Below are 20,316 nucleotides of genomic sequence, written 5' to 3'. Positions count from 1 at the left end.
ACGCTCCCGGTGGTGTCAGTGGCTGGTGTTAGCGGCGCGCGCGGCGTCGGCCCGGGCGGATGGAGTCGAGGACGTTGAGAACGAGGACGGCGAGGGGTCCGTGGCGTTCATGCCGAAGATGCCGGTGACGAGGGTGGGCGGCAGCAGGGTGTCGCGCCGGGTCCGCGCCAGCTTGAAGCGGGCCACGTCGCGGTCCTGGAGGAGGCGGTCCTCGATCCCGTTCATTCGTTGCGAGAGGGCTGCCGAGGCGCGGCCGATGCCTTCCAGGATGGCGCGTAGCAGAATGTCCCACTGCTGCGCGGCGGTCTCGGCGGAGACCGCTTCCTCACCCGCGAGCTGCGGGGCGCGGAGGGGGTGTCGCCGGGCCGTAACCAACAGGCGCGGCGCCATGGGCATGTGCAGGACGCCCATCTGCAGGGGGTCGGGCGCTTCCAGCGCCTCGTGGTGGAAATCCGGGAGGGTGCCCCAGATCGCGGTGCCGTCCGTGTCGAGGTGGGCGATCTCGGCGCGCTCGTCCAGCGCCGCGCGAGCCACGGGGGGCAGGCCAGGCAGGGCCTGGAGGAAGCGGTGCGCCCGCGCGTCGCGCAGGTCGAAGTGCAGCCAGAGCTCCATGGGTGGGATGCCCCCGGCCAGCGCCGCTTCCACGGCCGCATCGTCCAGCGGTTCGGGGCGGTCGAGGCGGCGCGCCCAGAGAAGGCCGTGGCGGGGGGTAGACCGGTGTCGGGCATCCTCGCTCCGTCGTCGCGCGGCGGGTCTGCGCCGGCGCAGTTATGGCGCGGAGCATGGCGGAGGCGGCTTCGGGCGTTCAGGCGGCAGGATCGAATTCAGGAAAGATTCATGTTCCAGGCGGTGATCCCGGTCACCGAACCGCCGCTCATCAATCGCTAGCAGGCCTATCCCGCCAGCCCGGCCAGCGCGGCCTTGTAGCGCCGGGCGATCTCGTCCCGCCGGTGGTGGCGCCCGCCGGAGACAACGGTCCGGCCGCCTACCATCACGGTTCCCACGGCAGCCTGCCCGGCGCTGAAGACGAAGGCGTCGAGCCAGCCGTCGCTCTCCGCAAGTGCCAGGGAGGGGTGGGAGCCGTCGAGCACCACCAAGTCCGCGCGGTGGCCGGGCTCGATCCGGCCGATGCGGCGGCCGGCGGCCTGGCCGCCCCCGGCGAGCGCCGCCTCGTAGAGGCTGCGGCCGGTGGAGGCGCCCTGCCTGGCCGCCAGGAGGTTGCGGCCGCGTCGGGCGAGGCGCTGGGAGTACTCGAGCATCCGCAACTCGCCCGGCGCGCTGATCTCAACGTTGGAATCGGAGCCGACGCCGAACCGGCCGCCGGCGGCAAGGAAGCTGGGCGCCTCGAAAACCCCGTCGCCGAGATTGGCCTCGGTGACCGGGCAGAGCCCGGCCACGGCACCGGAGCGGGCCAAGTCCTGCACCTCCGCCGCATTCATGTGAGTGGCGTGGACGAGGCACCAGCGCTGGTCCACCGGAGCGTGGGAGAGCAGCCACTCGACGGGGCGCTGACCGGACCAGGCGAGGCAGTCCTCCACCTCCCGTACCTGCTCCGCGACGTGGATGTGGACCGGGCCTTCCGCCCGCAGAGTTAGCATCTCCCTCAGCCCTTCCGGCGCCACGGCGCGGAGGGAGTGCGGCGCCATGCCGAGCGCCGCGTCCTCCAGCGGCGCGAGGGCGGCGGACGAGGCTTCCAGCAGGCGGGCGTAGCCGTCCACATCGTGGAGGAAGCGGGCCTGGCCGGGCGTGGCGGGCTGCGCCCCGAAGCCGCCATGGGTGTAGAGCACGGGCAGCAGCGTGAGGCCGATCCCCGTCTCCTCCGCCGCGGCGGCCACGCGGGCGCCGAGTTCGGCCGGGTTCGCGTAGGGGCGGCCGGCCGGGTCGTGGTGCAGGTAGTGGAACTCCGCCAGCGCGGTGAAGCCGCCCTCCAGCATCTCCACCATGGCCTGGGCGGCGACGGCCTGCACCTCCTCCGGCCCCAGCCGCGCGAGGAAGCCGTACATCACCTGCCGCCAGGTCCAGAAGCTGTCCTCCCCGGGGCCGCGCGTCTCAGCCAACCCGGCCATGGCGCGCTGGAAGGTATGGCTGTGCAGGTTGGGCAGGCCGGGCAGGGCGATGCCGGGCACCCGCTCGCATTCCTCGGCCACGGCGGCGGGCCGGACCGCGCGGATCCAGCCCGAGTCGATGTCCAGCACCACATCGCTCGCCCAGCCCGAAGGCAGCAGCGCGGTCTCAAGCAGAAGCCGGCGCGTCGTCATTCCCACCCCGCGATCCATAGGGACGGGAGATTAGGCCGGGGTACGGCAGGCGGCCAAAGAGGCCACAGGGGCGGCGGCTTTCGTTCCGGTTGCGCCGCTACGGTCCACTACCGTAAGCTGCATCGGTCATCGCGCAGGGGTTGTGTGTGTCCAGCCAGGTCGAGCTTGCCGCGTCAGCCGCTTCCGAGGACCAGGAGGTGCGCCTGCTGGTGCTGGAGATGACCGTGGCGGCCATCGCCGCCCGGCTGCCCCAGGTGGATTTCGAGGAGGTCGTCTCCATGCTCGTCTTCGTGGCGAAGAGTTCCGAGGCGGCGGCGGGCGAGATTACGGACCTGCCGGAGGGCTCCCCGCGCCTGCACGACGCCAGCCATTTCGCCACGATGATGCTGGACCGGATCGCGGCCTCTCGCCGGTCGCCCCGCACCTCTGGGCGGCACTGAGGCGGGCCCGGCGGTTCTCCGGTCAGGATCCCTGCCGGGGTGCGGTGGCGAGCCAGCGAGTCTTCATCGCCTCCCACTCCACCCTGTCGTCGCTGAACAGGCGGAGAAGGTCGTCCGGCACGCGCTCATGCAGCGCGTTATCCCAGGTTTCGTGCAGGCTGCGGCGCAACCATAGGTCGAAGGGATCGCTCGCAACGGACTGGCCTGGGCGGTTGGCGGGGCGGTAGGACATGCGGCCCTCTTTGATAACGACTTGCAAAAGATAACGCCCCGAACTGGCGCTGGCTTCCTGCCGCGGCCACGTCTCTGCCTTATTTCAGTCTGACCCGGCCCTCCTTCGGCCCGGGCCGACCTTGCGACCTGGCGTTCACGATCGCGTTGGAAGCATCTGGCGTCGGCATCCCCATCCGGATGTCCTGCCCGAAAACGGCGCGGAAACCTTCGAAATCCGGAGCGCGGCGGCAAGCTCCGCGCGGGCCGGGGCGAGGAGGCCTTGCCGGGATGCCGCCTACCCCGCGCCCCCATCCTCTCCAAGCAGGCGGGAGGCGCGGCGGCGCAGCCGTTCCAGCATGCCGCCGAGCAGGACGATCTCCTCGGGCGTTAATGCCTCGGCCAGTTCCGCTTGCAGGGCGTGGGCGCGAGGGACGATGCGGCGATAGAGCGCCTCGCCCTGCGGCGCCAGGCGCAAAACCTGGGCGCGCTGGTCCTCCGGGTGCGGGGCGCGCGTGACGAGTTCCTTGTCGGCCAGGCGGATCACGGCGCGGCTGACCTTCACGCGGTCCATCTCCGTCGCGGCGATCACCGCCTGGGTGGAGAGGGGGGCGCCTTCGCCCAGGACGGCCATGACCCGCCATTCCGGGATGGAGAGGCCGAACTCCGCCTCGTAGCGCGCGGCGAATGCACGGCTGACGCTCTCCGCCGCAACCGAGATCCGGTAGGGCAGGAACTTCGAAAGCCGGAGGGGAGGGGGTTCGTTCGTGTCGATGATGGACCTCTTGAATCGTCTCATATGAGATGATACGTCACGATCATAACATCCCGGTCCGGCCCGTCGATGGGCAAGGTGGCCGGAAGCCGGAGGAGGCGGTCTTGCACGTCGACTACCAGTCGCTCCGCTTCGAGTACCGCCGCTCGCCGGACCAGTCCGCGGCCGCCGTGGCCCGGCATCCGGTGGTGGTTGTGGGGGCCGGCCCGGTGGGTCTGGCCGTCGCGATCGACCTTGCGCAGGCCGGGCAGCGCGTGCTGCTGCTGGATGACGACCGCAGCCTGTCCAACGGCTCCCGCGCCATCTGCTTCGCCAAGCGCACGCTGGAGGTCTTCGACCGGCTGGGCTGCGGCAACGCCATGGTGGAGAAGGGCGTCACCTGGAATCTCGGGCGGGTCTTCCACCGCGACGACCCCGTCTACTCCTTCGACCTGCTGCCGGAAGGCGGCCATCGCCGCCCGGCCTTCATCAACCTCCAGCAGTACTACGTCGAGGGATTCCTGCTGGAGCGGGCCCAGGCGCTGCCGAACATCGAGATCCGCTGGGAGAACAAGGTCACGGGCGTGTCGCAGTCGGCCGACGCCGTGACCCTGACCGTGGAGACGCCGGAGGGCGAGTACTGTCTCGCGGCCGATTACCTTGTGGCCGCCGACGGAGCGCGGTCCCCGATCCGCAAGGCCATGGGGCTGGAGAGCAAGGGGCGCAGCTTCCGCGACCGCTTCCTGATCGCCGACGTGAAGATGAAGGCGGACTTCCCGGCCGAGCGCTGGTTCTGGTTCGACCCGCCCTTTCACCCCAACCAGTCCGTGCTGCTGCACAGCCAGCCGGACGGCGTGTGGCGCATCGACTTCCAGCTGGGCTGGGACGCCGATCCGGTGGCCGAGCGCGCGCCGGAGCGGGTGATCCCCCGCGTGCGCGCCCTGCTGGGGCATGACGCGGAGTTCGAGCTGGAGTGGGTGAGCATCTACACCTTCTCCTGCCTTCGGATGGAGCGGTTCCGGCACGGGCGCGTGCTCTTCGCCGGGGATTCGGCGCACGGGGTCTCGCCCTTCGGCGCACGCGGGGCGAACAGCGGCGTGCAGGACGCGGAGAACCTAGCCTGGAAGCTGGCCCTGGTGCTGCGCGGTGAGGCGCCGGACGCGCTCCTGGACAGCTACGACAGCGAGCGCGTGGCGGCGGCGGACGAGAACATCCTGAACTCCACCCGCTCCACGGACTTCATCACCCCGAAGAACGAGGCGAGCCGTGCCTTCCGCGACGCGGTGCTGGACCTGGCGAAGGACTGCGCCTTCGCGCGCCGGCTGGTGAACAGCGGGCGGCTTTCCCTGCCAAGCACCTACCGCAACTCACCGCTCAACACGCCGGACGATGATGGCTTCGAGGGCGCGATGCTGCCCGGCGCCCCCGCGCTGGACGCGCCGCTGGCGGATGGGGGCTGGCTGCTGGACCGGCTGGGCGGCGGCTTCACCCTGCTGCATTTCGGCGATGCCGCGCCGGCCGCGCAGGGTGTGCGCGTGGTGAACTTGACGCCCGGAGAGGATGTGGAAGGCCTGGCGGCCCGCCGCTACGATGCCCGCCCGGGCACGACCTATCTTATCCGCCCGGACCAGCACATCTGTGCGCGCTGGCGCCGGTTCGATCCCGCGAAGCTGCGGGCGGCGCTGGACCGCGCCACCGCCCGGGTGCCGGAGATGGCCGCATGCTGAACACCGAGCCCAACATCGCCTCCCCCGACGACTTCTACGAGGCGCTGATCGCGCTGCACGGGAACCTGACGCCGGAGCAGAGCCGCGCCGTGGATGCGCGCCTGATCCTGCTCCTCTCCAATCACATCGGCGATGCTGCCGTGCTGCGCCAGGCCATGGCGCGGGCGCGGCAGGGAATCGTACCGGCGGGGCACGACGCCGTCCTCGCCGCCCGCGCCTGAACAAGGGAAACCGCATGTCCGGCTTTGCCAGCACGAACGACCTCGCCGAGAAGACCATCTCCTTCGACGAGCTTGGTCCCGGCCTCTACGGCTACACGGCGGAGGGTGACCCGAACTCCGGCGTGGTGATCGGCGACGACAGCGTGCTGGTGGTGGACGCCCAGGCGACGCCCCGCATGGCGGCGGACGTGATCGCGCGCATCCGCAAGGTGACGGACAAGCCGGTGAAGCATGTCGTCCTCTCGCATTACCACGCCGTGCGTGTCCTCGGTGCGTCCGGCTACGAGGGGGCGGAGATCATCGCCTCCGACGTGACGCGCGACCTGATCGTGGAGCGCGGGCAGCAGGACATGGACAGCGAGATCGGCCGCTTTCCCCGCCTGTTTCGGGGCAAGGAGAGCATCCCCGGCCTGACCTGGCCGCACGTGACCTTCCAGAAGAAGATGACGCTGTGGCTGGGCAAGCGCGAGGTGCAGATCATCCATATCGGCCGTTCCCACACGGCGGGCGACACGGTGGTGTGGCTGCCGAAGGAGCGCGTGCTCTTCTCCGGTGACTGCGTGGAGTACGGCGCGACCCCGTACTGCGGCGACGCGCATTTCGCGGACTGGTCTGGCACGCTGGATGCGATCCGGGCGCTGAAGCCGGTGGCGCTGGTGCCGGGGCGGGGTGCCTCGCTGACCACGCCGGACCAGATCGAGGAAGGGCTGCAGGGGACGGCGGACTTCATCTCCGACCTGTTCGGCATCGCCAGGAAGGGCGTTGCCGCCGGGCATTCGCTGAAGCAGGTCTATGACGAGGCGATGTCGGCCATGCGGCCCAAGTACGGGCACTGGGTAATCTTCGAGCACTGCATGCCCTTCGACGTCTCCCGCGCCTATGACGAGGCGAAGGGGCTCGACCATCCCCGCATCTGGACCGCCGAGCGTGACGTGGAGATGTGGAAGGCGCTGGAGCACGGCACCGAGATGAAATCCGCCGAACTGGATCGTTAGAGGAGGAGTCCGCGATGAATGCCCCCTTTCGTCCGCAGCCGCTGACGACGAACGAGACCGGCTACATGCCGGGCTTCGGCAACGGCTTCGAGACCGAGGCCCTGCCGGGTGCCCTGCCGATCGGCCGCAACTCGCCGCAGCGCTGCGCCTACGGCCTCTATGCCGAGCAGCTTTCGGGATCCCCCTTCACCGCGCCGCGCGCGACGAATGAGCGGTCCTGGCTCTACCGCATCCGCCCCACGGTGGCGCATTGGGGCGCCTTCGAGAAGGTGGATGCCGGGCTGTGGCGCACCGCGCCCTGCGCCGAGGTGGACCTGCCCCTCTCGCCGCTGCGCTGGGATCTGCTGCCGCTGCCAGAGGGGAAGGTCTCCTTCCTGGAAGGCATCCGGACCATCACCACGGCGGGTGATGCCGGCAGCCAGTCCGGCATGGGCGCGCATGTCTACCTCATCACCCGCTCCATGGAGGATGAGTACTTCTACAATGCCGACGCGGAGATGATGTTCGTCCCGCAGCAGGGCAGCCTGCGGATCGCGACGGAGTTCGGCGTGATCGACCTGCGCCCGACCGAGATCGCGGTGATCCCGCGCGGCGTGAAGATCCGCGTGGAAATCCCGGGCGGCCCGGCCCGCGGCTACCTGTGCGAGAACTATGGCGGCGCCTTTACCCTGCCGGAGCGCGGGCCGATCGGGGCGAACTGCCTGGCGAATCAGCGCGACTTCCTCACCCCCGTTGCCGCCTATGAGGATCGGGAGGTGCCTTCGCAGCTCTATGTGAAGTCCGGCGGCACGCTCTGGCGGACGGAGATCGGGCAATCCCCGCTGGACGTGGTCGCGTGGCACGGCAACTATGCGCCGTACAAGTACGACCTGCGCCGCTTCTCCCCGGTCGGGCCGGTCCTGTTCGACCATGCCGATCCCTCGATCTTCACCGTGCTGACCTCGCCCAGCGAAACGCCGGGCACGGCGAACATCGACTTCGTGATCTTCCCCGATCGCTGGCTTGTGGCGGAGAACACCTTCCGCCCACCCTGGTACCACATGAACGTCATGAGCGAGTTCATGGGGCTGATCGAGGGCGTGTACGACGCCAAGACTGGCGGTGGCTTCACCCCCGGCGGCTTCAGCCTGCATAACTGCATGTTGCCGCACGGCCCGGACATGGACGCCTTCGAAAAGGCGAGCGCGGCGGAGTTGAAGCCGCACAAGCTGGAGGGCACCATGGCCTTCATGTTCGAGACGCGGCTGCCCCAGAAGGTGACGCGCTTCGCGGCGGAGGCCCCGCAGTTCCAGCGCAGCTACACGAACTACGGCCACACTCTCGCCAAGCACTTCAACCCGAACCAGCGGTAATCCATGCCCGACGCCACGCACGACCCCGCCCTGAAGAGCTGGGTGCAATCCGCCAACGGTCATCCGGATTTCCCGATCCAGAACCTGCCGCTCGGCGTCTTCATCCCGCTTGACATGGGCAGCGCCCGGGTGGGCGTGGCCGTCGGGGACATGGTGCTGGACCTCACCATGGCGCCCGTGGAGCAGGACGTGCGGGAGGCGGCGGCTAACGCGTCGCTGAACGCGCTCTTCGCGCTGGGGGAGGGGCCGCGCAAGGCGCTGCGCGCGCGGCTCTCCGAACTCCTGGCCGAGGGCAGCGCGCACCGCGCGGAGCTGGAGCAGCACCTGCACCCGATGGAGGCCTGCACGCTGTTGCTGCCCGCGAAGATCGGCGACTACACCGATTTCTACGTGGGCATCCACCACGCGACCAACGTGGGCAAGGTGTTCCGGCCGGATAATCCCCTTCTGCCGAACTACAAGCACGTTCCCATCGCCTATCACGGCCGTGCTTCCTCCGTGCGCGTCTCCGGCACGCCGGTGCGGCGGCCGAAGGGGCAGCTCAAGGCGCCGGATTCCGACGCGCCGCGCTTCGCGCCCTGCGAGCGGCTGGATTACGAGCTGGAGATGGCGGTCTGGATCGGGCCGGGCAGCACGCTGGGCGATTCCATTCCCGTCGCGAAGGCCGCATCCCATGTCGCGGGCTACGGGCTGCTGAACGACTGGTCCGCGCGCGACATCCAGGCCTGGGAGTACCAGCCGCTCGGGCCGTTCCTGGCGAAGAACTTCGGTTCCACCGTCTCCCCCTGGGTGATCACGCCGGAGGCGCTGGAGCCCTTCCGCATCGCCCAGCCCGCGCGGCCGGAGGGTGATCCCGCCCCGCTGCCGTACCTGCAGGACGAGGCGGACCAGGCGGGCGGTGCGCTGGACCTCGCGCTGGAGGTGCTGATCCTCACCCCCGCCATGCGGGAGAAGGGGCTGGCGCCGCACCGCCTCTCCCTCTCCAACGCGAAGCACATGTACTGGACCGTGGCGCAGATGGTGGCGCACCACAGCTCCAACGGGTGCGACCTGAATCCCGGCGACATGCTGGGATCCGGCACCATCTCCGCCCCGGATGCCCAGGGCTTCGGCAGCCTCCTGGAGACGACGAAGGGCGGGAAGGAGCCGGTGCAGCTTCCTTCCGGCGAGACGCGCAAGTTCGTGGAGGACGGGGACGAGATCATTCTGCGGGCCCGTGCCGCGCGGGATGGCTTCGCGACTATCGGCTTCGGGGATTGCCGCGCGTCCATTCTGCCGGCCAACTGAGCGCGAATGAACGGGCCGGCCGCAAAGGCCGGCCTTCCCGGAGGAATGAACCATGAAAGACGTCAAGCTGGGCCGCCGCGCCCTGATGGGCGCCGGCCTCGCCGCGGCGCTGCCCCTGCCGGCCCTCGCCGCCTATCCGGACCGCTCCGTGCGCTGGGTCGTGGCCTATGCGGCGGGCGGCGGCACGGACACGCTGGCCCGCCTTGTGGGCGCTGCCCTGTCCCAGCGCATCGGCCAGCCCGTGGTGATCGACAACAAGCCGGGCGCCGCCACCAACATCGGTGCCGAGTTCACCGCCAAGGCGCCCGCGGACGGCTATACGGTGATGACGGCGGACAACGGCACGCTCGTCTTCAACGCCGCGCTCTTCAAGCGCCTGCCCTATGACCCTGTGCGGGATTTCCGCCCGGTGGGACTGATGGCGCGCTTCCCGCTCTTCCTCGTGGTGGGAGAGAAGCCGCCCGCGGCGACGGTGCAGGAGCTGATCCAGAAGGCGAAGGCGTCGCCCGTGGATTGCGCCACCCCCGGCATCGGTTCCCCGCACCACCTGGCCATGGAGCGGCTGGCGCGGGAAACGGGGGTGCGGTTCAACCACGTGCCCTATCGCGGCGCCGCCCCCGCACTGAACGACCTGCTGGCCGGCAACATCCCGATGATGGTGCTGGACTACCCTTCGGGCGCCGAATACCTGCGCTCGGGCAAGGTGAAGGCGCTGGCCGTGTTCTCGCCCCAGCCGCTGCAGGACATGCCGGCCGTTCCCACGATCCAGGCGGCGCTGAACCTGCGCGGCTTCGAGGCCTTCGCCTGGCAGGGCGTGGTGGTGCCAAAGGCGACGCCGGACGCGGTGGTGGCGCAGCTGACGAAGGAACTGGACGCCGCGGTCAAGGAAGCTTCCGTCCGCACGCGGATGCAGCAGATCGGGCTGGAGCCGCTGACCGGCGGCCCGACGGAGTTCGAGGCGCTGCTGGAGCGCGAGCGCGGGATCTGGCTGCCCCTGATCCGCGACCTCGGCATCACGCTGGACTGACGCGATGAGGCTTCACGGCTACTTCCGGTCCTCCGCCGCGTGGCGGGTGCGGATCGCGCTGAACCTCAAGGGGCTGGTCGCGGAGCAACTGTTCCGCCACCTCCGCAAGGGGGAGCAGCGCGCGCCCGACTACCTGTGTCTGAACCCGCAGGGGCTGCTGCCCTCCCTGGAGACAGATGACGGGCAGGTTCTCACCCAGTCCATGGCCATCATCGAGTGGCTGGACGAGACGCATCCCGAGCCGCGACTGGTGCCCGGCGATGCGCTTGCCCGCGCCCGCATCCGCGCCTTCGCCCAGGCCATCGCCTGCGACATCCACCCCGTGCAGAACCTGAAGGTGCTCGCCCGCTTGCGCGCCCTGGGCCACCCTGAGGAGGTGGTGACGGGTTGGGCGCGCGACACCATCCAGGAGGGGCTGGAGGCCTGCGAGGGGCTGCTGCAAGGCGGGGAGGGACCCCTCTGCTTCGGATCCGCGCCGACGCTGGCCGATATCTGCCTCGTTCCGCAGCTCGGCAACGCCAGGCGTTTCGGGGCGGACACCTCCGGGCTGGCGCGCATCACCGAGGCCGCCCGGGCCTGCGCCGGGCACCCGGCCTTCGCGGCCGCCGCGCCGGAGAAGCAGGCCGACGTTGAGTAACGAAACGGGGAGGGGAATAGCATTCCCTTGCCCCACCTCCCCCGCAGCATGGCGCGACTACGCGGCGGGGGATCTTTGGGAATTCGCGCTCTTTGCCGCGGCGCAGCGTGTTCTTAGCCTAATAGCATGAACGACACGCCCTCCTGCGCTGCCCCGTTCGGCTGTCGGCCGGGCCTCTGTCGCGGCTGAACGCCGCACCAGACCAGGCCGCCGCGCCTTCAGCGGCACCCCGCAAAGCCCGGAGTTCCCAAAGCATGTCCGAGCACGCACTCGGCGCGCGCGGCGCCCTCGCATCGCCCGAGCCCATTCGCGCCCGCCTGCCGCGCGTCAACCTCTCCCAGTACCGCCGCTTCATCTCGCCGCTGGTGATTGTCCTGCTCTGGCAGGCGGCCTCCATGGCCGGGCTGATCTCGCCGCGCACCCTTGCCGCGCCCACCACCATCCTTGCCAGCGCCTGGGAACTGGTCCTCTCCGGCGAGTTGCCGCGGCACCTGCTCGTCTCGCTTGGCCGCGTCGCCTCCGGGCTTGCCATCGGTGTCACAACGGGCGCGGCGCTGGCCCTCGTCGCCGGCCTCTCCCGCCTCGGCGAGGAGGTGGTGGACGCGCCGATGCAGATGCTGCGCACGCTGCCCTTCCTGGCGCTCGTGCCGCTCTTCATCCTTTGGTTCGGCATCGGCGAGACGCCGAAGATCGCGCTCGTCGCGCTCGGCAGTGCCTTCCCCGTCTATCTGACGCTCTTCGCCGGCATCCGCGGCGTGGACCCGAAGCTGATGGAGGCCGGCAAGGTCTTCGGGCTGGACCGGCGCGGGCTGGTGCGCCACGTCGTGTTGCCGGCGGCGCTGCCCTCCGGCCTTGTCGGGCTGCGCTACGCCCTTGGCAGCGCCTGGCTCTCGCTGGTGATCGCGGAGCAGATCAACGCCACCGCCGGCATCGGCTTCCTGATCAACGACGCGCGGGACTTCCTCCGCACGGACGTGATCGTCGTCGGCCTGCTGGTCTATGCGCTGCTCGGCCTTTCGGCCGATGCCCTGGTGCGCGCCTTCGAGCGCCGTGCGCTGGCCTGGCGCCCCTCCCTGGTGAAGGGCTGAATCCCAATGAGCGACAATCGCGCCGTCTCCGTTCGTAGCCTCACCCGCCGCTTCGGCACCAACACCGTCCTCAACGCGCTGGACCTGGAGCTGGAGCCGGGCTCCTTCACCGCGCTGCTCGGCCGCTCCGGCTCCGGCAAGTCCACGCTGCTGCGGACCCTGGCCGGGTTGGACCCCGCGCCCGCCGATGCGGAGATCAGGGTTCCGGCCTCCGTCGCCGTCGCTTTCCAGGAGCCGCGCCTGCTGCCCTGGAAGAAGGTGTGGCAGAACGTGACCATCGGCCTGCCCGGCAGCGGCGCCAAGGCGCGCGCGGAGCGGGCCCTGGCCGAGGTGGGCCTGAACCGCCATACGGAAGCCTGGCCCGCCACCCTCTCCGGCGGCGAGGCCCAGCGCACCGCCCTGGCTCGCGCCCTGGTGCGGGAGCCGCGCCTGCTGCTGCTGGACGAGCCCTTCGCGGCGCTGGATGCGCTGACCCGCATCCGCATGCACGCGCTGGTGCTGGACCTCTGGCGCGTCCACACGCCCACTACGCTGATCGTCACGCACGACGTGGACGAGGCGGTGCTGCTGGCGGACCGCGTGCTGGTGCTGGATGCCGGCCGCATCGCGGCGGACATCCCGGTGGAGATGCCGCGGCCGCGCTCCCACGGCGATTCCCGCTTCGTCGCGCTGCGCCGCCGCCTCCTCTCCGAGCTCGGCGTCGAGGCCGAGGTGATCCGGGAAGCTGCCTGATGCTCTCGCGCCGCACCGCGCTCCTCGCCGCGCTGGCCGCGCCGGCCGTTGCGCGGGCGCAGTCCCCGGTTATCGTCCGGGCCGCGCAGTACAAGGCGGGGGATGGGCTTCTGCTCCGCCTCGCGGGCCTGGCCGACACGCCTTACCGCGTCGAGTGGTCGGAGTTCGGCTCCGGCAACCTGATGCTGGAGGCCGCGAATGCCGGCGCCCTGGACCTGGCCTATGGCAGCGAGATCCCGCCCACCTTCGCCGCCGTCTCCGGTGCCCGCGTGAAGCTCGTCGCCGTGATCCGCGGCGACGTGAACGAGCAGACGGTGCTGGTGCCGAAGGACAGCGCCATCCAGTCCATCAAGGACCTGAAGGGCAAGCGCGTGGGCTATGTCCGCGCCACGACCACGCACTACTATCTCTCGCGCATGCTGAACGAGGTGGGGCTATCCCTGGCCGACGTGCAGCTGGTGAACCTGACGCCCGCGGACGGCGCCGCCGCCTTCCGCAACGGCGCTCTCGATGCCTGGGCCATTTACGGCTACTCCGTGCCGATCGCGCGGCAGTCCGGCGCGCGGGTGCTGCGGACGGCGCAGGGCATCCTCTCCGGCAACTATCCCTACTTCACCCGCGCCAATATCGGGGACGAGCCTGCCCGAGCGGAGGCGGTGCGCGACCTGCTGGACCGCATCCGGCGGGCTCTGCCCTATATCCAGGAGCACCCGGCGGAGTACGCGGCTGCCCAGGCGGCCGCCCTGAACGTGCCGGAGGCCACCATCCGCGCACTGCTGGACAATGTCTCCCAGCCGCGCAGCCTCGCGCCCGTGGACGACGCCGCCATCGCTTCCCAGCAGGCGGTCGCGGATGAGTTTGCCCGCATTGGTATCATTCCCCGCAAAGTGGACGTCGCGCCGATGTGGGACCGCAACTTCTGGCGCCCGGGGCGCGCGGCATGATGGACGGCACGCTCCTTTCAACGCGCCCCGACCCGGTGCGCGACCTTGCCCGCCGCTTCGCGGGCACCGCCGCGGAGCACGACCGCGAGGGCAGCTTCCCGCTGGAGAACATCGCGGCGCTGCGCGAGGCCGGGATGCTCGGCCTGACCGTTCCCGCCGAGTTCGGCGGGGCCGGGACGGAGCTGGCGGAGGCAGCCCGCATTGTCGGCACGATCGCGGAGGGCTGCCCGGCCACGGCGCTGGTGCTGGCCATGCAGTTCATCCAGCAGCGCGGCGTCGCCCGCAGCGCCGCCATCCCGCGCGCGGTGCGTGCGCGGCTGGCGGAAGGCGCGGTGAAGCGGGGCGAGGTAATGAACGCGCTGCGCGTGGAGCCGGAACTCGGCACCCCGGCCCGTGGCGGCCTGCCCGCCACGGTGGCGCGCCGCACGGCGGATGGCTGGTCGCTCACCGGGCGGAAGATCTACTCGACGGGCAGCCCGGCGCTGGACTGGGGCCTCGTGTTTGCTCGGACGGACGAGGAGGCGCCGCGCACCGGGCTCTTTCTCCTGCCCATGCGGGCACCCGGGGTGCGGATCGTCGAGACCTGGGACCAGGCGGGGCTGCGAGCCTCCGGCAGCCACGACGTGCTGATGAACGAGGTGCTGATCCCGGATGACCACGCGCTGGACCTGCGTGTGCCCGAGGACTGGAACGGGCGCGATGCCGATGCCGCGGCCTGGAACACGCTGCTGATCGCCGCGCTCTATACGGGCGTGGCGCGGGCGGCGCGGGACTGGCTCATCAGATTCCTCCGCAACCGCGTGCCCGCCAATCTCGGCCAGCCTCTCGCCACCTTGCCGCGCATGCAGGAGGCGGTGGGGCGGATCGAGGCGCTGATCCTCACCAATGAGCGGCTGGTGGGTAGCGCGGCGCGGGAGGAGACGACCGCCGCCGAACTCGGCCTGGTGAAGACGGTGGCCGCCGAGAACGCCGTCGCCGCAGTGCAGGAGGCGGTCGCCCTCTGTGGCAACCACGCCCTGGCCCGCAGCAACCCGTTGGAGCGGCACCTGCGCGACGTGCTCTGCGCCCGCATTCACACCCCGCAACCCGACGCCGCGCTGCTTGCTGCCGGGCGCGCCGCGCTGCTGCCCATCTGAACGAAAGGGAACGCCATGACCCTCAACACCCTTCCCACGGCCGGCGTCGAGTTCATCGGCATGGTGCAGCCGCGCCTGCAGTCCGAGATCCATCCGGCCAGCGGCCCTTCCATCGATGTCGGCTACCACGTCGCCTCCGCCCAGGCGCATGACGAAGGCGGCTTCGACCGCATTCTCATCGGCTGGTACTCCAACGGCGTGGACGGGCTGCAGATCGCGGCCCATGCCGCCGCGCACACGAAGAAGGTCGGCTTTCTCGTCGCCCACCGCCCGGGCTTTCAGAACCCCTCCACCGCTGCCCGCGCCTTCAACACGCTGGACCAGCTCAGCAACGGCCGTGCAGCGCTGCACACCATCTCCGGCGGCGACGACGTGGACCAGGCGCGCGACGGCGACTGGCTGGGCAAGGACGAGCGCTACGACCGCACGGACGAGTACCTGACGATCCTGAAGTCCATCTGGGCCGCGAAGTCCCCGGTGGACCATGAGGGAACGTACTACCGGATCAAGGGTGCCTCCCCGGAGGTGCGGAGCGTGCAGCAGCCGCGCATCCCGCTCTACTTCGGCGGCGCTTCCGAGGCCGCGCTGCGCGTGGCCGGCAAGCACGCCGATGTCTACGCGCTGTGGGGCGAGACCCATGCCCAGGTGCGCGAGATCATCGCCCGCGTTCGCGCGGAAGCCGCGAAGCACGGGCGCGCCGACCAGGTGCGCTTCTCCCTCTCCTTCCGCCCCATCCTGGCGGGGACGGAGGAGGCTGCCTGGGCCAAGGCGGAAGGCATCCTGGAGCGCATCCGCGAGGTGCGCGGCAAGGCGGCCCTCGGCCCTGCCAACGGGGCCCCGGCCAATGCCGGCTCCCAGCGCCTCCTCGCCGCCGCCGCCCTCGGCGACCGGCCGGAGGGGCGCCTCTACACCGCGATCGCGCGGGAGACGGGTGCGCGCGGCAATACCACGGCCCTGGTGGGCACGCCGGAGCAGGTGGCCGAGGCTTTCCTCGAATACTACGACCTCGGCGTGACCACCTTCCTCATCCGCGGCTTCGACCCGCTGGAGGATGCGGTGGAGTACGGCCGCTCCCTCCTCCCGGCCACGAAGCGGCTCATCGCCCAGCGTCTCGCCCACAAGGTCGCCGCAGAATGATCACTCGTCGTCTTGTCCTCGGGGCGGCGGCCGTGCTGGCCGCCCCCCGAATCCTCCGCGCCCAGGCGCCGCTCCGCGTGGGTGACCAGCGCGGCAATGCGCGCGCGGTGATGGAGGCTTCCGGCCAGCTCCAGGGCTTCGGCGAGAAGCTCGCCTGGAGCGAGTTCCCCGCCGCCGCCCCCTTGGTGGAGGCGCTGAACGCCGGCGCCATCGACACGGGGCTGGTGGGCGACGCGCCCTTCACCTTCGGCGCAGCCGCCGGCGCGCCGATCAAGGCGATCGCGGCCACGCGGGAGAACCGCGAGGGCCTCGCCATCCTGGTGCAGAAGGACAGCCCCTTCCAGTCGATCCAGGACCTAAAGGGCAAGCGCATCGCCACTGGCCGCGGCTCCATCGGCCATCAGGTCGTGCTGGCGGCGCTGGAGAATGCCGGGCTGCCGCTGGATGCGGTGCAGCTCGTCTTCCTGCTGCCGGCGGATGCCAAGGCGGCCTGGAGCCGCGGCTCCGTCGAGGCCTGGGCGACCTGGGAGCCCTATGTGAGCCAGGAGGAGGTGCTGAACGGCGCCCGCCGCGTGGCGCATGGCCAGGGCATCACCCCCGGCCTCGGCTTCCAGGCCGCGCGCACGGATGCGATCGCCGCGCGCCGGGATGAGCTGGCGGAGTTCGTCCGCCGCCTGGCCGCAGCGCGCGAGTGGGCGAACGCGAACGTCGCCGGCTACGCGAAGACCTGGTCAGACCTGATGAACATCCCGGCCCCGGTGGCCGAGAACTGGTTCCGCCGTGCTGCCACCCGGGTGGTTCCCATCGACGACAGCGTGGCGGCGGACGAGCAGAAGAACATCGACCTCTATGCCCGCGCCGGCCTCGTCCGCCGCCGGATCGAGGCGAAGGACCTGCTTGATGCCTCGTTCAACAACGCCATCCAGGCCGGGGCACGCCGCGCATGAACCAGATCACCCGCATCGCGTCCGGCACGGATGCCAACATCCAGGACTTCGGCGACCTGCTCCGCAACGGAGAGCCGGCGCGGACGGTCGAGGAGGAGCGGCTGCACCGCAAGCAGCGCCTGGCCGCCACCTTCCGGCTCTTCGCGCGCGCGGGCTTCGACCAGGGACTGGCCGGCCACGTCACCGCGCGCGACCCGGAGTTCCCCGATGAGTTCTGGGTGAATCCGCTCGGCCGCCACTTCTCGCAGATCCGCGTCTCCGACCTGATCCGCGTGAACCACCATGGCGAGGTGGTGCATGGCAGCCAGCCCGTGAACCGCGCCGCCTTCGCCATCCACGCCGCCCTGCACAAGGCGCGGCCGGACGTGGTGGCGGCGGCGCATACGCACTCCACCTACGGCAAGGCCTGGGCCTCGCTGAACCGGCTGCTGGACCCGATCAGCCAGGACAGCTGCGCCTTCTACGAGGACCACGCCCTCTTCGACGACTTCACCGGCGTGGTGCTGGACACCTCGGAGGGCGAGCGCATCGGCGCCGCGCTCGGGGACAAGAAGGCGGTGATCCTGCTGAACCACGGCATCCTGACCGTCGGGCACTCGGTGGAGTCCACCGCCTGGTACTACCTGTCGATGGACAATGCCGCCCGGGCCCAGCTTCTGGCCGAGGCCGCCGGCAAGCCCCGCCCCATCCCGCACGATGTGGCGAAGCTGACCCATTCCCAGGTCGGGTCGCAGAAGGGTGGGCTGCTCTCCTTCCAGCCGCTCTACGCCTCGATCACCGCGCTCGAACCCGACCTTCTGGATTAGGCCGATGCAGCGGCGCATCCTTCTCGGTGGGCTCCTCGCGGCGCCCGCCATCATCGGCCCGGCGTGGGCACAGGCGGCCTCTCTGCGCGTGGGCGACCAGCGCGGCGGCATCCAGCCCCTCATGGAGGCTGCGGGCGTCCTGGGCGGCACGCCCTATCGGGTGGAATGGTCCCAGTTCGCCGGGGCGCCGATGCTGCTGGAGGCGCTGAACGCCGGCGCCATCGACACGGGCGGCATCGGCGACGCGCCCTTCACCTCCGCCGTCGCGGCGGGGATTGAGGGGAAGGCCGTCTCCGCCGTCCGCTCCGGCGGGGAGGTCACGGCCCTCGTCGTACCGGGAACCTCCTCCATCCGCACGGTGGCCGACCTGCGCGGCAAGACGATCGCCACACTGCGCGGGCAGACCGGCCACTTCCTCACCCTGGCCGCGCTGGAGCGGGAGAAGCTGCCGCTGGATTCCGTGCGCTTCGCCTTCATCGCGCCAGACGCGGCCAAGGCCGCCATGGCCAATGGCTCCGTGGACGGATGGGCGACCTGGGGCCCCTACATCGCCCTCGCCAAGATCGGGGACGGGGCGCGGGAGATCGTGAACGGCGGCAACGGCCTGATGAGCGGGCAGAGCTACCAGATGGCCTCCGACACGGCCATCAAGGGCAAGCGCGAGATCCTGGCCGACTTCCTCCGCCGCCTTCACCGTGCCCGGGAATGGGGGCTGGCGAACCCGGAGGAGCAGGCGAAGGTGTGGAGCGCCGGCACGGGGTTCCCCCTGCCGGTGGGCCGGGAGGTGGTGACCGTCGCCTCCACCCGGACCGTGCCGATCGATGATAGCGTTGTTGCGGCGCAGCAGCGCGTCAGCGACTTCTTCGCCAATTTGAAGGTGATCCCCCGCGCGCACCGTGTGGCGCCGGCCTTCGATCCGGGCTTCAATGCGGCCATCTTCGCCGCCTGATCACACGAGGAGTATCGACATGCCCGACGGCAGCATCACCAAGCAGCAGAACAGCGGCCCGGCCGCCGGCTACGACTGGCGCAACAAGGGCATCCGCCACGTCTCGAAGGCCGACCGGAGCTGCGACACGCCCGAGACGCTCGGCATGAACCGCGAAGTGGCCATCTCGGGCAGCCGCACCGGCTCCACCCACCTCTGGGCTGGCACCAACCGGATCGAGGCTGGTTCCCAGACCGGTCCGCATCACCATGGCGAGCTGGAGAGCGTGATCTACATCATCTCCGGCACCGCCCACATGCGCTGGGGCGACCGGCTGGAGTTCATCACGGAAGCCAAGGCGGGCGATTTCTTCCTCGTGCCGCCCTATGTTCCGCACCAGGAGATCAACGCCTCCGCGACCGAGGTGCTGCATTGCGCGCTCGTCCGCAGCGGCGTTGAGGAGGTCGTGGTGAACCTGCCGGACATCGAAGTGGCCGAGACGCCGGAGTGGGTGAATGTCAGCTCGGCCGCCATGCCGGGCAAGAAGCCTGTCTGACGGGTACGGGCGGGGCAGGGGCCCCGCCGGACGGGCGCGATGATGGACGAGATCGACCGCAAGATCGTCGGCCTGCTGCAGGCCGACGCCACGCTTTCCGTGGCACAGCTCGCCGACCGGGTCGGCCTTTCGCCCACCCCCTGTTGGAAGCGCGTTCAGAAGCTGGAGGGGAACGGCGTCATCACCCGGCGCGTGGCGCTGGTGGATCCGGAGAAGATCGGCGTTGGCCTGATCGTCTATGTCGCGATCGAGGCGGGCGACCACACGCCGGATTGGCTGGAAAGCTTCACCCGCGCCATCGGCGCCATGCCCGAGGTGATGGAGGCGCACCGCATGGCCGGGGAGGTGGACTACATGCTCCGCGTGGCCGTGACGGGGATGGCCGAGTTCGACGCCTTCTACAAGCGCCTGATCCAGGCCGTGCCGATGCGCAACGTCACCTCGCGCTTCGCCATGGAGCAGCTGAAGTACACCACCGCCTATCCCCTGCACCGTGCCAACTTCCGGGATCGTGCGGGGCGGGATCTGGAGGAGCTGCCCCAGGGATAGGAACGGGATGGGCGGCGAGGGGGGACAACCCCGGCCCTCGCGGGCCGTTGTGCGGGCATCCACAGGATTGCAGGAGCCCCGCATGAGCATCTTCCGTGACATCATGGGCAAGATCTTCGGCCACCCGGCCGCGGCCCAGCCGTCGCCGGGCGGCATCGGCACCATGCCGGGCGGCAGCGCCTCCGACCCGACCGGCGCGGCGCCTGGCGGCCCGGCCCCGGGCAGCATGACGGCGCCCATGCCCGGTGCCGCCCCGGCCACGCCCGCCGCCACCCCCAGCGCCGGCGCCGCGCCCGCCCAGCCGGTGGACGTGGAGGCCGTGCTGACGGACATGGCCTCCAAGAACCCGCAGAAGCTGAACTGGCAGACCTCCATCGTGGACCTGATGAAGCTGTTGAACCTCGACAGCGGCCTCGGCGCCCGCAAGGAGCTGGCGCAGGAGCTGGGCTACACTGGCAGCACCGATGATTCCGCCAGCATGAACATCTGGCTGCACAAGCAGGTCATGCAGAAGCTGGCGGAGAACGGCGGCAAGGTGCCGGACAGCCTGAAGGGCTGAACGGCCGCGCCGCCCCCGCACCCAGG

Annotated in this window: 23 protein-coding genes; 19 read left to right on the top strand and 4 right to left on the bottom strand. The window is 70.5% G+C overall.

Annotation, left to right across the window (positions count from 1 at the left end):
• Nucleotides 1-15: 15 nt before the first annotated feature.
• Entirely contained in the window at nt 16-645 is a 630-nt protein-coding gene (locus NRP21_RS09055; protein ID WP_257715867.1) for a CorA family divalent cation transporter, read from the bottom strand.
• Between the two features lie 248 nt (nt 646-893).
• Complete coding sequence (locus NRP21_RS09050; RefSeq protein WP_257715866.1) at nt 894-2,258, bottom strand: formimidoylglutamate deiminase; 1,365 nt, start codon at nt 2,256-2,258, stop codon at nt 894-896.
• A gap of 146 nt (nt 2,259-2,404) precedes the next feature.
• Here NRP21_RS09050 and NRP21_RS09045 point away from each other — a divergent pair, with 146 nt between their 5' ends.
• Complete coding sequence (locus NRP21_RS09045; protein ID WP_257715865.1) at nt 2,405-2,698, top strand: hypothetical protein; 294 nt, start codon at nt 2,405-2,407, stop codon at nt 2,696-2,698.
• Nucleotides 2,699-2,720: 22 nt separating this feature from the next.
• Here NRP21_RS09045 and NRP21_RS09040 read toward each other — a convergent pair whose 3' ends face one another.
• Together NRP21_RS09040 and NRP21_RS09035 are read right to left on the bottom strand one after the other, a co-directional pair.
• Nucleotides 2,721-2,930, bottom strand: coding sequence for a hypothetical protein (locus NRP21_RS09040; RefSeq protein ID WP_257715864.1), 210 nt, complete (start codon nt 2,928-2,930; stop codon nt 2,721-2,723).
• Nucleotides 2,931-3,206: 276 nt separating this feature from the next.
• Nucleotides 3,207-3,707, bottom strand: coding sequence for a MarR family winged helix-turn-helix transcriptional regulator (locus NRP21_RS09035; protein WP_257715863.1), 501 nt, complete (start codon nt 3,705-3,707; stop codon nt 3,207-3,209).
• 80 nt (nt 3,708-3,787) lie between these two features.
• Between NRP21_RS09035 and NRP21_RS09030 the strand changes: the two genes are divergently transcribed.
• The 18 genes from NRP21_RS09030 to NRP21_RS08945 all read left to right on the top strand — a co-directional run bounded on the left by NRP21_RS09030 (nt 3,788) and on the right by NRP21_RS08945 (nt 20,290).
• A complete protein-coding gene (locus tag NRP21_RS09030) occupies nt 3,788-5,389 on the top strand; it encodes an FAD-dependent oxidoreductase (protein ID WP_257715862.1) in 1,602 nt (533 codons plus the stop codon).
• Nucleotides 5,383-5,610 (top strand): DUF2783 domain-containing protein, encoded by a 228-nt coding sequence (locus NRP21_RS09025; protein WP_257715861.1) that lies wholly within the window; start codon nt 5,383-5,385, stop codon nt 5,608-5,610. The genes NRP21_RS09030 and NRP21_RS09025 overlap by 7 nt, the downstream gene beginning before the upstream one ends.
• A gap of 14 nt (nt 5,611-5,624) precedes the next feature.
• Complete coding sequence (locus NRP21_RS09020) at nt 5,625-6,605, top strand: MBL fold metallo-hydrolase (RefSeq protein ID WP_257715860.1); 981 nt, start codon at nt 5,625-5,627, stop codon at nt 6,603-6,605.
• Between the two features lie 14 nt (nt 6,606-6,619).
• On the top strand, nt 6,620-7,957 hold the full coding sequence (gene hmgA, locus NRP21_RS09015) for a homogentisate 1,2-dioxygenase (RefSeq protein WP_257715859.1): 1,338 nt from the start codon (nt 6,620-6,622) through the stop codon (nt 7,955-7,957).
• A 3-nt stretch (nt 7,958-7,960) separates the two neighbouring features.
• Nucleotides 7,961-9,244, top strand: coding sequence for a fumarylacetoacetase (gene fahA, locus NRP21_RS09010; RefSeq protein WP_257715858.1), 1,284 nt, complete (start codon nt 7,961-7,963; stop codon nt 9,242-9,244).
• 52 nt (nt 9,245-9,296) lie between these two features.
• Complete coding sequence (locus tag NRP21_RS09005) at nt 9,297-10,271, top strand: Bug family tripartite tricarboxylate transporter substrate binding protein (RefSeq protein ID WP_257715857.1); 975 nt, start codon at nt 9,297-9,299, stop codon at nt 10,269-10,271.
• A 4-nt stretch (nt 10,272-10,275) separates the two neighbouring features.
• Nucleotides 10,276-10,908 (top strand): maleylacetoacetate isomerase, encoded by a 633-nt coding sequence (gene maiA, locus NRP21_RS09000; protein WP_257715856.1) that lies wholly within the window; start codon nt 10,276-10,278, stop codon nt 10,906-10,908.
• A gap of 254 nt (nt 10,909-11,162) precedes the next feature.
• The gene (locus NRP21_RS08995) at nt 11,163-11,996 is read left to right on the top strand and encodes an ABC transporter permease (protein ID WP_257715855.1); all 834 of its coding nucleotides are present in this window, start codon (nt 11,163-11,165) and stop codon (nt 11,994-11,996) included.
• A gap of 6 nt (nt 11,997-12,002) precedes the next feature.
• Complete coding sequence (locus NRP21_RS08990; protein WP_257715854.1) at nt 12,003-12,728, top strand: ABC transporter ATP-binding protein; 726 nt, start codon at nt 12,003-12,005, stop codon at nt 12,726-12,728.
• Nucleotides 12,728-13,672, top strand: a complete 945-nt coding sequence (locus tag NRP21_RS08985; protein ID WP_257715853.1) for an aliphatic sulfonate ABC transporter substrate-binding protein — start codon at nt 12,728-12,730, stop codon at nt 13,670-13,672. Before NRP21_RS08990 ends, NRP21_RS08985 begins: the two co-directional genes overlap by 1 nt.
• Nucleotides 13,669-14,808 carry an acyl-CoA dehydrogenase family protein gene (locus NRP21_RS08980; RefSeq protein ID WP_257715852.1) on the top strand — a complete coding sequence of 380 codons (1,140 nt, stop codon included), beginning with the start codon at nt 13,669-13,671 and terminating at the stop codon, nt 14,806-14,808. The genes NRP21_RS08985 and NRP21_RS08980 overlap by 4 nt, the downstream gene beginning before the upstream one ends.
• A 15-nt stretch (nt 14,809-14,823) precedes the next feature.
• Nucleotides 14,824-15,945 (top strand): LLM class flavin-dependent oxidoreductase, encoded by a 1,122-nt coding sequence (locus NRP21_RS08975; RefSeq protein ID WP_257715851.1) that lies wholly within the window; start codon nt 14,824-14,826, stop codon nt 15,943-15,945.
• Nucleotides 15,942-16,892 (top strand): ABC transporter substrate-binding protein, encoded by a 951-nt coding sequence (locus tag NRP21_RS08970; RefSeq protein ID WP_257715850.1) that lies wholly within the window; start codon nt 15,942-15,944, stop codon nt 16,890-16,892. The genes NRP21_RS08975 and NRP21_RS08970 overlap by 4 nt, the downstream gene beginning before the upstream one ends.
• Nucleotides 16,889-17,698, top strand: coding sequence for a class II aldolase/adducin family protein (locus NRP21_RS08965; protein ID WP_257715849.1), 810 nt, complete (start codon nt 16,889-16,891; stop codon nt 17,696-17,698). The genes NRP21_RS08970 and NRP21_RS08965 overlap by 4 nt, the downstream gene beginning before the upstream one ends.
• Nucleotides 17,699-17,702: 4 nt before the next feature.
• Nucleotides 17,703-18,647, top strand: a complete 945-nt coding sequence (locus NRP21_RS08960; protein ID WP_257715848.1) for an ABC transporter substrate-binding protein — start codon at nt 17,703-17,705, stop codon at nt 18,645-18,647.
• 19 nt (nt 18,648-18,666) lie between these two features.
• Nucleotides 18,667-19,182 (top strand): cupin domain-containing protein, encoded by a 516-nt coding sequence (locus NRP21_RS08955; protein WP_257715847.1) that lies wholly within the window; start codon nt 18,667-18,669, stop codon nt 19,180-19,182.
• Nucleotides 19,183-19,221: 39 nt separating this feature from the next.
• A complete protein-coding gene (locus NRP21_RS08950; RefSeq protein WP_257715846.1) occupies nt 19,222-19,731 on the top strand; it encodes an Lrp/AsnC family transcriptional regulator in 510 nt (169 codons plus the stop codon).
• A gap of 82 nt (nt 19,732-19,813) precedes the next feature.
• On the top strand, nt 19,814-20,290 hold the full coding sequence (locus tag NRP21_RS08945; protein WP_257715845.1) for a DUF3597 domain-containing protein: 477 nt from the start codon (nt 19,814-19,816) through the stop codon (nt 20,288-20,290).
• Nucleotides 20,291-20,316: the final 26 nt, after the last annotated feature.

This window comes from Roseomonas populi, assembly GCF_024594815.1.
GTDB classification, from domain to species: Bacteria; Pseudomonadota; Alphaproteobacteria; order Acetobacterales; family Acetobacteraceae; genus Roseomonas; species Roseomonas populi.
Note: the sequence above shows the minus strand (reverse complement) of the source record. Positions and strands in the feature narration are given on the sequence as shown.

Bases quoted from the DNA above. Each gene is read 5' to 3' on its own strand.
- NRP21_RS08960 (WP_257715848.1), top strand. From the start codon at position 17,703: ATGCAGCGGCGCATCCTTCTCGGTGGGCTCCTCGCGGCGCCCGCCATC.
- NRP21_RS08955 (WP_257715847.1), top strand. From the start codon at position 18,667: ATGCCCGACGGCAGCATCACCAAGCAGCAGAACAGCGGCCCGGCCGCC.
- NRP21_RS09035 (WP_257715863.1), bottom strand. From the start codon at position 3,707: ATGAGACGATTCAAGAGGTCCATCATCGACACGAACGAACCCCCTCCC.
- NRP21_RS08965 (WP_257715849.1), top strand. From the start codon at position 16,889: ATGAACCAGATCACCCGCATCGCGTCCGGCACGGATGCCAACATCCAG.
- NRP21_RS09020 (WP_257715860.1), top strand. From the start codon at position 5,625: ATGTCCGGCTTTGCCAGCACGAACGACCTCGCCGAGAAGACCATCTCC.
- hmgA (WP_257715859.1), top strand. From the start codon at position 6,620: ATGAATGCCCCCTTTCGTCCGCAGCCGCTGACGACGAACGAGACCGGC.
- NRP21_RS08945 (WP_257715845.1), top strand. From the start codon at position 19,814: ATGAGCATCTTCCGTGACATCATGGGCAAGATCTTCGGCCACCCGGCC.
- NRP21_RS09040 (WP_257715864.1), bottom strand. From the start codon at position 2,930: ATGTCCTACCGCCCCGCCAACCGCCCAGGCCAGTCCGTTGCGAGCGAT.
- NRP21_RS08950 (WP_257715846.1), top strand. From the start codon at position 19,222: ATGATGGACGAGATCGACCGCAAGATCGTCGGCCTGCTGCAGGCCGAC.
- NRP21_RS09025 (WP_257715861.1), top strand. From the start codon at position 5,383: ATGCTGAACACCGAGCCCAACATCGCCTCCCCCGACGACTTCTACGAG.
- maiA (WP_257715856.1), top strand. From the start codon at position 10,276: ATGAGGCTTCACGGCTACTTCCGGTCCTCCGCCGCGTGGCGGGTGCGG.
- NRP21_RS08980 (WP_257715852.1), top strand. From the start codon at position 13,669: ATGATGGACGGCACGCTCCTTTCAACGCGCCCCGACCCGGTGCGCGAC.
- fahA (WP_257715858.1), top strand. From the start codon at position 7,961: ATGCCCGACGCCACGCACGACCCCGCCCTGAAGAGCTGGGTGCAATCC.
- NRP21_RS08990 (WP_257715854.1), top strand. From the start codon at position 12,003: ATGAGCGACAATCGCGCCGTCTCCGTTCGTAGCCTCACCCGCCGCTTC.
- NRP21_RS09005 (WP_257715857.1), top strand. From the start codon at position 9,297: ATGAAAGACGTCAAGCTGGGCCGCCGCGCCCTGATGGGCGCCGGCCTC.
- NRP21_RS09050 (WP_257715866.1), bottom strand. From the start codon at position 2,258: ATGACGACGCGCCGGCTTCTGCTTGAGACCGCGCTGCTGCCTTCGGGC.
- NRP21_RS08995 (WP_257715855.1), top strand. From the start codon at position 11,163: ATGTCCGAGCACGCACTCGGCGCGCGCGGCGCCCTCGCATCGCCCGAG.
- NRP21_RS08975 (WP_257715851.1), top strand. From the start codon at position 14,824: ATGACCCTCAACACCCTTCCCACGGCCGGCGTCGAGTTCATCGGCATG.
- NRP21_RS08970 (WP_257715850.1), top strand. From the start codon at position 15,942: ATGATCACTCGTCGTCTTGTCCTCGGGGCGGCGGCCGTGCTGGCCGCC.
- NRP21_RS08985 (WP_257715853.1), top strand. From the start codon at position 12,728: ATGCTCTCGCGCCGCACCGCGCTCCTCGCCGCGCTGGCCGCGCCGGCC.